Origin of the sequence: Achromobacter sp. Marseille-Q4954 (genome assembly GCF_943737025.1) — a bacterium.
In the GTDB taxonomy this organism is placed as follows: Bacteria; Pseudomonadota; Gammaproteobacteria; order Burkholderiales; family Burkholderiaceae_B; genus Achromobacter; species Achromobacter bronchisepticus_A.
The window spans coordinates 1,324,468-1,339,194 of the sequence record NZ_CALSFQ010000002.1 but is presented as its reverse complement, the minus strand read 5'-3'; the positions used below and the strand labels follow the sequence as shown (position 1 = coordinate 1,339,194).

At 67.2% G+C, this 14,727-nt stretch carries 13 protein-coding genes; 7 read left to right on the top strand and 6 right to left on the bottom strand.

What is annotated here, in order from left to right:
* Window positions 1-2: 2 nt before the first annotated feature.
* The gene (locus tag NGK62_RS24200; protein ID WP_251880678.1) at window positions 3-1,268 is read right to left on the bottom strand and encodes an MFS transporter; all 1,266 of its coding nucleotides are present in this window, start codon (window positions 1,266-1,268) and stop codon (window positions 3-5) included.
* Window positions 1,269-1,276: 8 nt separating this feature from the next.
* Window positions 1,277-2,701 carry an amidase gene (locus NGK62_RS24195; protein WP_251880676.1) on the bottom strand — a complete coding sequence of 475 codons (1,425 nt, stop codon included), beginning with the start codon at window positions 2,699-2,701 and terminating at the stop codon, window positions 1,277-1,279.
* Window positions 2,702-2,825: 124 nt separating this feature from the next.
* Here NGK62_RS24195 and gcvA point away from each other — a divergent pair, with 124 nt between their 5' ends.
* The gene (gcvA, locus tag NGK62_RS24190; protein WP_251880675.1) at window positions 2,826-3,722 is read left to right on the top strand and encodes a transcriptional regulator GcvA; all 897 of its coding nucleotides are present in this window, start codon (window positions 2,826-2,828) and stop codon (window positions 3,720-3,722) included.
* 4 nt (window positions 3,723-3,726) lie between these two features.
* On the opposite strand, the gene NGK62_RS24185 is transcribed toward gcvA, so the two are convergent.
* Window positions 3,727-4,170, bottom strand: coding sequence for an NUDIX hydrolase (locus NGK62_RS24185; RefSeq protein WP_251880673.1), 444 nt, complete (start codon window positions 4,168-4,170; stop codon window positions 3,727-3,729).
* 148 nt (window positions 4,171-4,318) lie between these two features.
* Here NGK62_RS24185 and NGK62_RS24180 point away from each other — a divergent pair, with 148 nt between their 5' ends.
* The 4 genes from NGK62_RS24180 to NGK62_RS24165 all read left to right on the top strand — a co-directional run bounded on the left by NGK62_RS24180 (window position 4,319) and on the right by NGK62_RS24165 (window position 8,098).
* Window positions 4,319-5,194, top strand: a complete 876-nt coding sequence (locus tag NGK62_RS24180; protein ID WP_059378492.1) for a LysR family transcriptional regulator — start codon at window positions 4,319-4,321, stop codon at window positions 5,192-5,194.
* A 131-nt stretch (window positions 5,195-5,325) separates the two neighbouring features.
* Complete coding sequence (locus NGK62_RS24175; RefSeq protein WP_059378493.1) at window positions 5,326-6,111, top strand: aldolase; 786 nt, start codon at window positions 5,326-5,328, stop codon at window positions 6,109-6,111.
* Between the two features lie 44 nt (window positions 6,112-6,155).
* Window positions 6,156-7,493 carry an MFS transporter gene (locus NGK62_RS24170; protein WP_118933899.1) on the top strand — a complete coding sequence of 446 codons (1,338 nt, stop codon included), beginning with the start codon at window positions 6,156-6,158 and terminating at the stop codon, window positions 7,491-7,493.
* An 11-nt stretch (window positions 7,494-7,504) separates the two neighbouring features.
* Entirely contained in the window at window positions 7,505-8,098 is a 594-nt protein-coding gene (locus tag NGK62_RS24165) for a 2-hydroxychromene-2-carboxylate isomerase (RefSeq protein ID WP_118933898.1), read from the top strand.
* 60 nt (window positions 8,099-8,158) lie between these two features.
* Here the strand turns inward: NGK62_RS24165 and NGK62_RS24160 are convergent, their stop codons facing one another.
* Both NGK62_RS24160 and NGK62_RS24155 read right to left on the bottom strand, forming a co-directional pair.
* Entirely contained in the window at window positions 8,159-9,475 is a 1,317-nt protein-coding gene (locus NGK62_RS24160; RefSeq protein ID WP_410469187.1) for an MFS transporter, read from the bottom strand.
* Between the two features lie 252 nt (window positions 9,476-9,727).
* Complete coding sequence (locus NGK62_RS24155) at window positions 9,728-10,618, bottom strand: LysR family transcriptional regulator (RefSeq protein ID WP_118933878.1); 891 nt, start codon at window positions 10,616-10,618, stop codon at window positions 9,728-9,730.
* A gap of 99 nt (window positions 10,619-10,717) precedes the next feature.
* Between NGK62_RS24155 and ertD the strand changes: the two genes are divergently transcribed.
* Together ertD and ertE are read left to right on the top strand one after the other, a co-directional pair.
* Window positions 10,718-12,073, top strand: a complete 1,356-nt coding sequence (gene ertD, locus NGK62_RS24150; protein ID WP_251880672.1) for a hydantoin-5-propionate amidohydrolase — start codon at window positions 10,718-10,720, stop codon at window positions 12,071-12,073.
* Window positions 12,074-12,084: 11 nt separating this feature from the next.
* Window positions 12,085-13,347, top strand: a complete 1,263-nt coding sequence (gene ertE / locus NGK62_RS24145) for an N-carbamyl-l-glutamate amidohydrolase ErtE (RefSeq protein WP_251880670.1) — start codon at window positions 12,085-12,087, stop codon at window positions 13,345-13,347.
* A 34-nt stretch (window positions 13,348-13,381) separates the two neighbouring features.
* On the opposite strand, the gene NGK62_RS24140 is transcribed toward ertE, so the two are convergent.
* Window positions 13,382-14,620: an ABC transporter substrate-binding protein gene (locus NGK62_RS24140; RefSeq protein ID WP_251880669.1), complete on the bottom strand. Its 1,239-nt coding sequence runs from the start codon at window positions 14,618-14,620 to the stop codon at window positions 13,382-13,384.
* Window positions 14,621-14,727 lie beyond the last annotated feature (107 nt).

The following is a 14,727-nucleotide window of genomic DNA, read 5'->3' as shown; positions in this document are numbered from 1 at the left end:
CTCTATAGTAGAACCCGGTGCGGCATGGCCTGCGTCGCGCGTTGCCGCGGCAGCAATGCCGTAATCGCCGCCGCCAGCGCATTGCCTGCCGCGCTGGCGACGATGGGCAGCAGATAGGAGCCGCTGAGGTCGTACGCATGGCCCGCCGCCACCGGGCCGATCAGCGTGCCGAACGCCACGCTGGTGTAGAGCGCGCCGATGATGCCGCTGACGTGGCGGCCGCCGAAGTAATCCATGACCACCGCCGGCATCAAGGCCACCCAGCCGCCGTAGAACGCGCCGAACACCAGCGCGAACAGCGCCAGCGTCCAGAACTGGCCGCAAGCGCCCCATAGCGCCAGCGACGCCGCCATGCCGCCATACATCGTGGCGAGCGAGGCGCGCCGGCCCAGCCGGTCGGCCAGCGAACCCAGCAGGAACCGGCCCGCCGTGCTGCCCACGCCGACCATGCCCAGCAGCAGCACGGCCCGTCCCGGCGCGATGCCGTGATCCAGGGCATAGGGGATGAGATGCACGAAGGGCACGAAGACGCCGAAGGCGCCGGCCATGGCTGCCAGGTACAGCAGCAGGAAGACCCTGCTGCGGATGGCGGCGAGCACTGGCACGCCGGCAGGCGCGGATGCAGGCGCCGCGCGGACGGGGGGCGCGGCGTCGCCATCGGGCTGCAGTCCCCGGTCTTGCGGCGAATTTTCAACCCAGCGCGCCGCGGCGCAGCCCAGCACCGCCACGGCGGCGGCCAGCGCCAGATAGGCGGCGCGCCAGCCCCACAGGTCGATCAAGGCAGAGGCGAGCGGCGGCACCAGCAGCGTGCCCACGCCGATGCCGCTGACCGCCAGCCCCGAGGCCAGCCCGCGCCGGCGCAGGAACCAGCGCTGCACCGCGCCTACCACCGGCACGTAGGCGCAGCCCACGCCCAGCCCGACGCCCAAGCCGTAGGCCAGGTAGATCTGCATCATGCTCTGCGCGGCGCTGGCAAGCGCCAGGCCCAGCGCCACCAGCAGCATGCCTATCCAGGCCATGCGGCGCGAGCCGTAGCGGTCCGCCAGCGGACCGCTGACGACGCCAAAACCGAAGTAGAGGAATCCCGCCAGCGAGAACACCAGCGACACTGCGCCGCGCGTGGCCGAGAAGTCGCGTTGCAAGGCGTCGACGAAGGCGCTGAAGGAATAGGCGCTGCCAAAGCCCAGCAAGGTGATGGCGAAGGCCGCGGTCACCACCCGCCAGCCATGGAAGATCGCGCTGGCGCCGTGTTGCGCATGCAGGTTCATCGCCGGCCTCACAGCGCCGGCCGGCGCAGATGCCAGCTTGTCGCCGCCTGGAACGCGGCGCCCAGCCGGAACAGCACGGATTCGTCCAGATGGGCCGCCACCAGTTGCATGCCCATGGGCATGCCGGCTTCGCACTGCCCGGCGGGCAGCGTCAGGCAGGGATGACCCGTCATGTCGAACACGCAGGTGTAGCGTTGCAGCGCTTCGACCAGTCCGGGCTGCAGTCCCAGGACGCTGATGGCTTCGAGCGTGAGCGGCGCCATGGGCTGCACCGGCGTCAGCAGCGCATCGACCCGGCCGAGCAAGGCATCGACCTTGCCTCGCGTGGCCATGCGGCGCAACAGGATGCGCTGGTATTCGAGGCCGGAGAGCGCGCTTCCCGCTTCGATCACGCCGGCCAGCACCGGTCCGTACTCCGCCTTGCGGGATGGATAGGTGCCGGCGTGCGCAACCGCCGCCTCGACCGCGCAGAGCGGCGCCCAGTCGCGCACGGCCTGCGCGGCGTCCTCGATGGGGAACTGCAGCGGCACCAAGGCCGCGCCCAGCTGTTCGAAGACCCGCATTGCCGTTTCCATCATGCGGTGAGTCCGCGCATCGACGTTGCCGTGGTTCCAGTTCACATCCACGCCGATCCGCAGGCCGGCGACCGGAACGGCGGCCTCCAGGGTGTAGCGCGGCACGGGCGCTTGCAGCGCGGTCGGATCCTTCGCATCGGGGCCGGCTATCGCTTCCAGCAGCGCCGCGGCGTCGGCCGCGCTGCGCGCGATGACGCCGGCGTGATCCAGCGAGGCCGCCAGTTCGAACACGCCGTGGCGGCTGACGCGGCCCCAGGTCGGCTTGATGCCGGTCAGCCCTGCGGCCGCGCAAGGCCAGCGGATGGAACCGCCGGTGTCCGAGGCGGTCGCGCCGAAGCACAGGCCGGCGGCCGTCGCCACCGCCGATCCGCTGGATGAGATGCCGATCCAGTAATCCGCGTGCCAGGGATTGCGCGGCGGCGCGACGTCGGGGTGATGGTCGGAGTACGCGCCTTCGGTCATTTGAAGTTGCCCCAGCAGCACGGCGCCCGCGTCGCGCAGGCGGCGGGCTACCGTGGCGTCATGGTCGGCGGGCACGCCGCGGTGAATCGCGGTGCCGGCAGCCGTCGGCACGCCCTTGCGCCGGAACAGGTCCTTCAGCGCGAGGGGGACGCCATGCAGAGGGCCGCGGTAGCGTCCCTGGCGTATTTCGATTTCGGCGGCCTGCGCTTCCTGCAGCGCGGAGGCCGCGGTTACATGGGCATAACTGCGCAGGTCGCCGTCCAGCGCTTCGATGCGCCGTAGTTGCGCGCGCGTGATCTCCACCGGCGAGACCTCGCCCGACCGGATCAGGGCGGCGAGCGCCAGCAGGTCGAGGTGGTGCAGGTCGGCGGCCTTGATGTCTTCCGTATAGTTCATCTATTCTTTATCCATCTTGTACATGTCACAGACCCGATCAAGTTAATGTCTGTATGGCGTGGGTACAAACCATGATTTCTATTCGATTTGAATTAGAAAAACTAAATCATTGAATTTTTCGGACATGACCACTCCGCGACTGCCTCCGCTCAACGCGCTGCGCGCCTTCGAAGCTGCCGCCCGCCATCTGTCGGTGAAGGACGCGGCGCAGGAACTGTGCGTGACGCCCGGGGCGGTCAGCCAGATGATCAAGTCGCTGGAGCAGCATCTGGGCGTGGCCCTGTTCCTGCGCGTGAACCGCGGCATCCAACTGACGGACGCCGGTCACGGTTTCCTGCCGCCGGTGCGCAACGCCTTCCGCCAGATCCTGGCCGCGTCCGCCCGCGTTGCCCAACCGCCCGAAAGCCGCGTGCTCACCGTCAGCACCACCGCGTTCTTCGCATCGGCCTGGCTGATCCCCCGGCTGCACGAGTTCCAAGCCCGCCATCCGGAGATCGATCTGCAGCTCGTCACCAGCAACGCGTTGGCGGCTTTCGGCCGGGACGGCGCGGACATCGCCATCCGCCACGGACTGGGCCGCTATGCGGGACTGCAAAGCGAACACCTGCTGACCGTGGAAGTGGTGCCGGTGGCATCGGCTGCTTTGGTAACCAAGCTGGGCATGCCGGCCGGTGTGCGGGATTTGCTGCGCTGGCCGCGCGTGCACGATGAAGCGCGCAACGGCTGGCAACTGTGGTTCGCGACCCAGGGCGTGGAGGACGCGGGCATGCCTAGAGGCCCCGCTTTCGATGATGGCAGCCTGTTGCTGCAGGCCGTGGCCGCGGGCCAGGGGGCGGGCCTGCTGCCCGTGGCGATGGTGCAGGACGACGTGGCGGCCGGACGTCTGGTCCGGCTGGCCGGCGACGCCTGGCTGGATGAGTTCGGCTACTACCTGGTGTGGCCGGGCAGGGGCGCCATGCCGGAGAAGGCGCGGGTGTTTCGCGATTGGCTGCTGGAAAGCGGCCTGGGGGCGCCTGCCTGAAGCGCTACGGCGCGGCGGACGACAGCGCCGCGGCCTTGCGCGCCAGTTCGGCCACGCCGAAGCTGGTCGCGAGCGAATGATCTTCCAATGCTTCCAGCGGCACCCAGCGGGCGTCGGCAGCGTCGTCGCCCGCCACCGGTTCGCCGGATTGCCAGCGGCACAGCACCGCGATCAGGATGAAGTGGCGGCGCAGCGCGCCCGCGTCGTCGCGGTCGTAGACGTCCACCGCGTCGAATACCTGCAGCGGTTGCGCGCGCACGCCGGTTTCCTCCAGCAGTTCGCGCGCGGCGGCGGCAAGCACGCCTTCGCCCGCGTCGATCTTGCCGCCGGGAAAGGCCCAGCGGCCCTGGTCGGGCGGGTTGGCGCGTTGCACCAGCAGCACGCGGCCGTCGCGCACGACTGCGGCGATGGGGGCGGCGATGGGACGTTGGGGCGGGGGCGCGGTCATGCGGGGTTCCTTTGCGCAGCTGGGGGCCGGGTATGCCAGGGTACGCCAAGCCGGGCTTAGCGCAAATCCCCGTGGTGCCGGACCGGCCCCTGGTGCACACTGTCAGCCGCGCCGCACGAGCGCATCGAAAAGGGGGCGGGAGGGCAGCATGGATACACCGGACCGGCAGTTGCGCTATTTCTTGCGCATCGCGGAACTCAAATCGCTATCGCGCGCGGCGGAAGACCTGGACCAGACCCAGTCCGGGCTGAGCCGGCAACTGGCGGCGTTGGAAGCCCACGTGGGCAAGCCGCTGTTCGTGCGCACCGGCCGCGGAGTCGAGCTGACCGAGGCGGGCGCGCGGCTGTTCGACGGCATCCAGCCCGCGTACAAGAACATCGACCGGGTGCTGGAGGCCGTGCGCCAGCGCGAAGGCGTGACGCAGGGCACAGTCCGGCTGGCTACCGTGCATACGCTCAGCTACTACTTCATGGCCGAGGTGGTGGCCAGTTTCGTCAGCAGCCATGAACACGTGAACCTGTCCGTGATGGGCCGCAGTTCGCCCGAGGTGGTGGCGCTGGTGGAAAGCGGCAAGGCGGACGTGGGCTTTGTCTACGACGCGGCGGTCGCCTCGGACAACCTGGCGTCGGCCACGCTGTTCGACGACGACATGTGCCTGATCGTGCGCGGCGACGTGGAACTGCCGGACGACGTCGACCTGGCCGGCATGGACCTGCGGCTGGTGGGCTTTCCACCGCACTACGCGCTGCGCAAGATGATCCATAGCGCGGGGCTGGAGCCGGAGTTCGTGGCCGAGGCCGAAACCATAGACGCCATGCTCAAGCTGGTGTCCTCGGGCGTGGGCGCCTGTATCCTGCCGTCCCGCATCCCCGACAAGCTGCTGACCGAATACGGCCTGCGCAAGGTGCGGGTCCAGAGCCCCATCTTGCGGCGCCGCGTGGTCGCCATCACCTTGGCCAACCGCCAGCCTTTGCCGCTGGTGAGCGAACTGCTGGCCGTCGCCCACCGCATCGCGCTGCAGTAGCGGAGCCGGCAGGCTCGAATAGCAGCTATGACCCTGGCTGCATGGCTGTATCGCGGCTGGCTTTCCATACTGTGCATACCTCGCGCGGCGTCCGGTGGCGCCGATGACGCGGGCATTACACAGGGGAAGACATGAGCACCGCATTAAGAGAGAAATCCTATTTCGACTCCCGCGCCACGCAGGAAATGGCGCAGCATCTGCGCGCCGTGCCGCGCAGCATCCAGGAAACCATGGCCTATGCCTGTCGCATCCTGGCCATGACCGAGCAGGAAGCCGGGCTGGCCGGCCAGATCAGCGTGCGCTCGCAGCGTCCGGGCGCCTACTGGACCCTGCGCTTCGGGCTGGGCTTTGACGAAGCCACGCCGGCCGATTTCATCGAAGTCGACCGCGACCTGCACACGCTGACGGGGGAGGGCATGGCCAACCCGGCCACGCGTTTTCATCTGTGGGTGTACGAGGCGCGGCCCGACGTGCAGTCCATCATCCACACGCATTCGCCCTGGGCCTCGGCGCTGGCCGCGGCGCGCCAGCCGCTGGTGATCTCGCAGATGGACATGACGCCGCTGCACGACGACTGCGCCTTCCTGGGCGAATGGCCGGGCGTGCCGATCGCGGACCAGGAAGGAGTGATCATCTCCGGCGCGCTGGGTAAAAAGCGCGCCATCATCCTGGCGCATCACGGCTACCTGACGGCCGGCGTTTCGTGCGAAGAGGCGACCTACCTGTCGGTCTACCTGGAGCGCGCGGCGCGCATGCAGATCCGCGCGCAGGCGTTCGGTCCGCTGACGCCGGTCGATGACGCGCTGGCGCGCGAAGCCCACGACTATCTGCTCAAGCCCTCGATCGTCAACGCGACGTTCAATTACTGGGCTCGGCAGACGCATGGCATTGCGCCCTTGCCGCTGCCCGCCGCCTGATACGCGCAGCTCCATTCTTCCAGCACTTTTTCCGGGGAGTCATGATGATGACGACCAAGCCTGCGGCTGCGCGCTCGCGCCGCGATTACGTGACGGCCGGACTGGCCAGCATGATGGGCACCACCATCGAGTGGTACGACTTTTTTCTCTACGGCACCGCTGCCGCGCTGATCTTCAACAAAATCTTCTTTCCGTCCTTCGACCCGTTGACGGGCACGCTGGCGGCGTTCGCCACCTATTCCGTGGGCTTTTTCGCGCGGCCGCTGGGCGGCGTGATCTTCGGCCATTACGGCGACAAGATCGGCCGCAAATCCATGCTGCTCATCACCCTGTTGCTGATGGGCGTGCCCACCATCCTGATCGGGTTGATCCCTTCGTATGAGCAGATCGGCTACTGGGCCGCAGTGCTGCTGGTGCTGATGCGCTTCCTGCAAGGCATCGCCGTCGGCGGCGAGTGGGGCGGGGCGGTGCTGATGGCGGTGGAGCACGCGCCGGACGGCAAGAAGGGCTTTTTCGGCAGCCTGCCGCAGGCCGGCGTGGCGCCGGGCCTGATCCTGTCGTCGCTGGCGATGGGGGCGGTCGCCAGCCTGCCCGAGGCCGACATGCTGGCCTGGGGCTGGCGCCTGCCGTTCCTGGCCAGCGTGGTGTTGCTGCTGGTGGGCTGGTTCATCCGGGTCAAGGTGGCCGAGTCGCCCGACTTCGAGCAGATGAAGGAGAAGGGCGCCAAGGTCGAGGTGCCGGTGGCGGAAGTCCTGAAGCACCATCGCCGCGCGCTGCTGGTGGTGGTGGGCGCCAGGCTGGCGGAGGTGACCTGGTTCTACACCGTGGTGACCTTCTCGCTGGCCTACGCCACGGGCACCCTGGGCATCGCGCGCTCGGTGATGCTGGATGCCACGATCTGGGGCGCGGCCGTGGCGCTGTTCACCATGCCGCTGTTCGGCATGCTGGGCGACAAGATCGGCCACAAGTGGGTATTCATGGTCGGCACCCTGGGCATCCTGGCCTGCGCGCCGGTGTTCTTCCATCTGCTGGGCACACGGGACACGGGGTGGATCATCCTGGCGGTTTGCCTGGCGGTCGGCCTGGTCTACGCTTGCCTCTACGGGCCCGAAGGCACCTTGTTCTCCAGCCAGTTTCCGGCCGAGGTGCGCTACACCGGCATTTCGCTGGCGGTGCAGGTGTCCGGCGCCATCGGCGGCGGCCTGGCGCCCATCGTGGCGACCTGGCTGCTGGCCAAGGGCGGGGGCGATCCGCAGTACGTGGTGTGGTACTTGAGCATTCTCGGTGTGATCGCCTTGTTCAGCGCCTGGCTGATGCGCAGCGAGGCGCCTGCGGTTGCGGCCCTGCGGGTGCCTGCCCGCGCCAACCTGAGAACGCCATGATTGAGGACGCCATGAAGACCATCGACTACTACTTCTGGATGAACTCCGACTGGGCCTACCTCGGCGCCGACAGGCTGGAGGCGCTGGCGGCCCGGCAGCAGGCGCGGATCCGCTATCTGCCGGTGGACCTGCCCGAGGTCTATGCCCGCACCGGCGGCATCCTGCTGGGCCTGCGCGCGCCCGAGCGCCAGGCTTACCGCGTGACGGAGCTGGCGCGCTGGTGCCGCAAGCTGGACATCCACGTCAATCCGCAGCCGGCCTACATGTGCCCGGATGCCAGCCTGGCTTCGCGCATCGTGATCGCGGCCGACCACGCCGGCCTGCCGGTGGCGGCGCTGTATAAGGCCATCCTGAAAGCGGAGTGGTGCGACGAGCAGGACATCTCCGACGAGGCCACCCTGCGCGCCATCCTGCGGCAGCAGGGGCTGGACGCCCCGGCATTGCTGACCGCGGCGGACGAGCCCGGCATCGAGGCCGTCTACCGCCGCAACACCAACGACGCGGTCGCGGCCGGGGTGTTCGGATCGCCTTCGTATGTGTACCGGGGCGAGGTGTTCTGGGGCCAGGACCGGTTGGAGATGCTGGAGGAGGCCGTGGCGGCCTGAATAAAGCAGGAGTTGGCGGGCCGTTGTGAACTTCTTGCTCGACGGCCCGCCAGGGCGATGTCAGATATGCTTGCCCTGCGGCAGCACGGTCAGGGCTAGCAGCGCGACGAGACTGGCGGCCATGACATACAGCGCCGGGGCAAAGGCCACGCCCGTGGTGTAAGTGATCCAGGTCAGGATGGCCGGAGCGAAGCCTCCCAGCACGGTTACCGCCGTGTTGTACGTCAGGGACATGCCCGAGGAACGTACCGCGGTGGGAAAGACCTCGGACAGCGCGGCGGGCGCCACGCCGACATACATAGCCACCATCAGACAGAACAATGACTGCACCACGATCAGCGTCATCTGTGTGTGCGATGCCTGCAGCCACATCATCAGGGGATAGACGGCGACCATCAGCACTGCGGCGGCGGCGCGCAGCATGTTGCGGCGTCCGTAGCGGTCCGACAGGGTGCCGGAGAACACACAGCCGCCAGTCAAGAACAGATTGCCCACCAGCGCCGCCAGGAAGGCTTCCGAACTCGTGAACCCCATCGATTTCTGTACGTAGATCGGCATGAAAATGATGAGGGCATAGGGGCCGACTGCCCAGAGCACTGACATGCAGAGGCCGGTCAGCAGTTCCTTGGGATAGTCACGGATGACGGCCAACAGGGGCGCCTTGACGCGGGCATTCTGGCGGGCCTGGCGTTCCTGTTCCTCGCGGAAGTGCGGCGTTTCGTCCAGCGCCGCGCGCATCCACAAGCCCACCGGCGCGATGGCCAGGCCCAGGATGAAGGGTATGCGCCAGCCCCATTCACCAACCTGTTCTTCGGTAAGCAGGGTGGTGACCAGGGTTGCCACGAGCGCGCCCAGCAAATTGGAGATGCCCATGCTTGCCTGCAGCCAGGAAGCGTACTGGCCGCGTTTGCCTGCGGGGGCGTGCTCCACCAGGAAGGCCGTGGCGCCGCCGACTTCGCCGCCGGCCGAGAAGCCTTGCAACACTCGGCCGCAGACGATCAGGAGCGGGGCGCCCACGCCGATGGCGGCATAGGGAGGCGCGGCAGCGATCAGCAGCGTGCCCAGGGCCATCAGCATGATGGTTAGCGTCAGGGTCGCCTTGCGGCCGGCCCGGTCGCCATAGGAGCCAAGCACCAGCGCGCCCAGCGGACGGACCACAAAGCCCAGACCGAAGGCCAGGAACGACGTCATCAATTGCACGGTCGGGTTGGCGTTCTGAAAAAAGTTCTGTCCGATGTAGACCGCGAACAGGGCATAGACGGTGAAGTCATACCATTCGAGCGCATTGCCTGCCGAAGCGGCAATGACTGCCTTGCGTCCGCTGTGATGCTGCGCGGATTGGGTCGCGTTGCGGGTCGGCACGGCCTCGGCTCCCAGGTTCATCGATATGTCCTTCATTGTTTCCCAGTTCAGATCGTGAGCGTTCGGGGGGCGTCCTGGCGCATAGATGACCAGTTCCCCGGAACAGACGAGCGCATCATAGAAATCAATGCCGATAATGTCGTATTACCTTTTGTTCCTGGTCCATAACATCACATTAATCATTCGCCCACGCCATAGCGGGGCGTGGGGGACGGTTCAGGTCAGGATAAGGGATAACCCCAGGAGGCTTGAGCGGACCAGGAGAACCTAGTTGTGCCGCTCCAACTCGTGCAGCACGTTGATGAAAGCCAGCGCGGGGCGCGACAGGGGCTGCAACTGCAAGTAGAAGACGTTCACTGGCGCGTTGACGGTGCCCCGGATGGGCACCGCCACCACGTTCGACCAGGTAGGGCCAGCCACCGTGATTTCGTCCACCAGCGCCACGCCTGCGCCCGCCTGCACCAGGGCGCAAGCGACATGGGCCTGCTGCACCTCGATGAGCGGCTCGGGCCGCGAGTCCTCGTTGCCGAATAGCCGGTTGATCAGCATGCCAAAAGGGATGTCGGCGCTGTAGCCGATCAGGGGCTCGTTGACCAGATCGGGCACCTCTACCTGGCCTTGCGCCGCCAGCGGATGTCCCTTGGGCAGGACCGCGACGATCTTGTTTTCGTAGAGAGGTTGAGAGGCCAGGCTCGGGTGTTCCACCGGCATATAAGCCACGCCCAATTCGATCTGCTGCGTCAGCAAGGCCTGTTGCAGTGTTGCCGGTATCTGAGTTTGCAGCACGATGCGCATCTGGGGATAACGCTTGCGGAACAGCGCGATCGCGCGGGGCAGCAAGGACTGGCCCAGGCTGGGGCTGCAGGACAGCCGCAGTTGCCCCTCGCGGTTTTCGGCGAGATTGTCGGCGACCTCGTTCACGCGCTGCACGTTCTGGTATAGCGCCGTGACTTCCACGAACAGGCGGTGGGCCTCAGGCGTGGGGTAGAGCCGGCCCTTGATGCGCTGGAACAGCATCAGGCCCAGGCGCTGCTCCGTATAGGCGATCAGCCGGCTGACCGCGGGCTGGGACACGAAAAGCAGCTTGGAGGCGCCACTGATGGAACCGCTGAGCATGATCGCCCGGAAGACCTCGATCTGCCGTAGATTCAATTTCATAGGATTAACCTGATGTTAATTCTCACGCACATATAAGCATAAGACGTTTTGGATGGCCGCTCCTACACTGCCTGCACTCAACACAGGATGGAAGCGGTCATGAGCGATTTCGATTTGGTGGTGCGCGGCAATATCGTCGACCCGGATGGCGTGGTGATGGATGGCTGGCTGGCGGTGAGAGACGGCAGGATCGCGGCGCGCGGCGCTGGCCAGGCCCCCGCGGGCCGCGACAGCGTGGATGCGCGGGGCCAGTGGATCGTGCCCGGCGTGGTCGACGGGCAGGTGCACTCGGGCAGCCAGCTGAACCAGGAAGGACTGGGCTGGGCGTCGCGTGCGGCCGCCGCCGGCGGGGTGACGGTCATGGTGGACATGCCCTACGACGATCCGGAACCCGTGGCTTCGCGTCCGCAGCTGGACGCCAAGATCGCCGAGGTGGAGCGCGATTGCCATGTGGACGTGGCGCTGTTCGGCACCCTGAACACCCAGCACGGCCTGGCGGCTGCGGCGGGTCTCATCGAAGGCGGCGTATGCGCCTTCAAGTTTTCGACCTTCGAAGCCACCCCGGGCCGCTTTCCCCGCATCGAAGAAGACGACCTGTATGAAGCCTTCCGCCTGATTGCTCCGTCCGGACTGGTTTGCGGCGTGCACAACCAGATGCAGGAACTGACCCGCAAGAACATCGCGCGGCTGGTCGAGGCCGACGATACCGGCTGGGACGCGTTCATGCGGGCGCATACGCCGCTGATCGAGAACCTGGCGACGGCGCTGATCTATGAGATCGGCGCCGAAACCGGCGCGCGCGCCCATGCGGTGCATGTGTCGACTTCCCGCGGTTTCGAGATCTGCAACATGTATCGCCGCAACGGCCATCGCGCCAGTATTGAAACCTGCGTGCAGTACCTGATGCTGAACCATGAAGAGCACACCCGCCGCTTCGGCGCGAAGACCAAGCACTATCCGCCGATCCGGCCCAAGGCCGAGGTCGATCTGCTCTGGACCCATATCGCCAACGACGAATGTACCTTCGTGTCGTCGGACCATGTCAGCTGGGGCCTGGAGCGCAAGCAGAACCCGAACGTATTCAAGAACTCGTCCGGCGGCCCGGGCCTGGAAACGCTGTTGCCCGCTTTCTGGACCGGTTGCGAAGAGCATGGCATCGCGCCGTCCATGGTGGTGCGCCAACTGAGCCGCAACCCCGCGCAGCACTTCCTGCTGGATGACCGCAAGGGCTCGTTGGAGGTGGGCAAGGACGCCGACATCGTCATCCTCAAGCCGGAACGTTATGCCTTTGATCCGTCCACCAGTCTGTCGGCGGTGCAGTGGAGTTCGTTCGAAGGCCGCGAGTTCACCGTGCGTGTCGCGGGCACCTGGTGCCGCGGCCAGCAAGTCTATGACGGCAAGGGCATCGTCAACCAGAAGGGCGACGGCCGCTTCCTGCGTCCGCGCCAGGCCTGAGGGAAACGGCTATGTCTGTGCAGTTTCCCCCCCTGAACGCCGAGCGCCTCTGGGCCCGCGTCGAAACCCTTTCCCGCTACACCCTGCCCGAGGTCCCCTGGACCCGCCGCGCGTTCTCGCCGCTGTTCGACGAAGCCCGCGCCTGGCTGCGCAGCGAATTCGAGGCCGCGGGCCTCACCACCGGCCTGGACGCCGGCGGCAACCTGATAGGCACGCTGGCCGGGCGCGACCCGGCGCGCAAGCCCATCGCCACCGGCTCGCATTGCGACACGGTCATGGCCGGGGGCCGTTTCGACGGCATCATCGGCGTGCTGGCCGGCATCGAAGTCGCGCACACCCTGCGTGAACAGGGCGTGCAACTGGAACACCCCTTCGAGGTCATCGACTTCCTGTCGGAGGAGCCCAGCGACTACGGCATTTCCTGTGTCGGCAGCCGCGCATTGTGCGGCCAGCTCACGCCGGACATGCTGGCGGCCCGCAACCCCGAGGGCGAAACGCTGGCGGCCGGCATCGCGCGCATCGGCGGCGACCCGTCGGCGCTGGGCGCGCCATTGCGCGGCCCGGACGGCACCGCGGCGTTCGTGGAACTGCATATCGAACAAGGCCCGGTGCTGGAAAGCCGCGGCCTGCCCATCGGCGTGGTCACCAACATCGTCGGCATCCGCCGCGTGCTGATCACGGTGGAAGGGCAGCCCGACCATGCCGGCACCACGCCCATGGACATCCGCCGCGACGCCCTGGTGGGCGCGGCCCGCATCATCGATGCCGCCCACCGCCAGGCCAGCGCCGCCAGCGGCAATCCGCATTACGTGGTCGCCACCGTGGGCCGGCTGTCCATGACGCCCAACGCCGCCAACGCGGTGCCGGGCCGCGTCGAACTGACGCTGGAAATGCGCAGCGACAGCGACGCCGTGCTGGACGCCTTCCCCGAGACCCTGATGGCCGGCGTGACCACGGACCTGACCGCGCTGCGCCTGTCCGCAAGCTTCACCCAGCTGAGCCGCGCGCGGCCCACCGACTGCACGCCGCTGGTGATGGACGCGGTGCAGGCCGCCGCCGACCAGCTGGGCTACGCCTCCATGCGCCTGCCCAGCGGCGCGGGCCACGACGCGGTCTACATGGCGCCCACCGGCCCCATCGGCATGATCTTCATCCCTTGCCTGAACGGCCGCAGCCACTGTCCGGAAGAATGGATCGAACCCGCGCAGCTGCTGGACGGCACCCGCGTGCTGTACCAGTCGGTGCTGGAACTGGACCGCAAGCTGCGGGCATAGCGAGGCGGGCGCCTGCCGGGCGCCCGCAAAACCGCTACTTCTTCACCAACGGGCAGGACGAGCGCGACAGCGGCATGAAGGCCTGGTTGCCGGGCAGGGTGGCCACGAGCTTGTAGTAGTCCCAGGGGCGCTTGGACTCGGACGGCTTCTTCACTTCGAACAGGTACATGTCGTGCACCATGCGGCCGTCCTCGCGGATGCGGCCGTTGGTGGCGAAGAAGTCGTTGATGGGCATGGACTTCATCTGCTTCATCACCGCCGTGGGTTCGTCGGTGCCGGCCGCCTGCACCGCCTTCAGGTAGTGCATCACCGATGAATATGTGCCCGCCTGGCTCATGTTGGGCATCTTCTTGAGCTTGTCGTAGTAGCGCTGGGACCAGGCCCGGGTCTGGTCGTTCATGTCCCAGTAGAAGGCTTCGGTCAGCGTCAGCCCGGCGGCGGCGTCCAGGCCGATGGCGTGGATGTCGTTGATGTACAGCAGCAGTCCGGCCATCTTCTGGCCACCCTTGGTCAGCCCGAATTCGCTGGCGGCCTTGATGGCGTTGACCGTGTCGCCGCCGGCGTTGGCCAGGCCCACGATCTGCGCGCGGCTGGCCTGGGCCTGCAGCAGGTACGAGGCGAAGTCGCTGGAGCCCAGGGGGTGGCGCGACGCGCCCAGCACGGTGCCGCCGTTGGCCTTGACGACTTCGGTGGCGGACGCCTGCAAGGTGTGGCCGAAAGCGTAGTCGGCCGTCAGGAAGTACCAGCTCTTGCCGCCTTGCTCGACCGTGGCGCGCGCCGTGGTGTTGGCCAGCGACCAGGTGTCGTAGGTGTAGTGCACGGAATAGGGCGAGCACAGGTCGTTGGTGATGCGTTCGGTGCCAGGCCCGCTGAACACCACGATCTTCTTTTTCTCGCGGGCCACTTCCAGCACGGCCAGCGCGGGGGCGGAGCCGGCCACGTCCATGATGGCGTCGACCTTCTGGGTGTCGTACCACTCGCGCGCCTTGGCGGCGGCGATGTCGGCCTTGTTCTGGTGGTCCACCACCATCAGGTCGATCTTCTTGCCGAGCACCGTGCCGCCGAAGTCGGCGATGGCCATTTCGGCGGCGGTCGCGCTGCCCTTGCCCGTGACGTCGGCATACACGCCGCTCATGTCCAGGATCAGGCCCAGGCGGACCACGTCGTCGGAGATTGCCTGCGCCATGGCGCTGGGCGCGGCGGCAAAGGCGGATAACAGGGCTAGCGTGCTGCGCAACTTCAGGGAAATCCGGGGGGTTCTACGGCATTGCATGGTTGTCTCCTTTATGCCGGATCTTGTTCGGATACTGCTGGCGCTTGGGGATCTGCTGCGGCGCTCTGTTCTGGCTTTACGCTGGCGGGTCGAGGTGGGGGACTCCT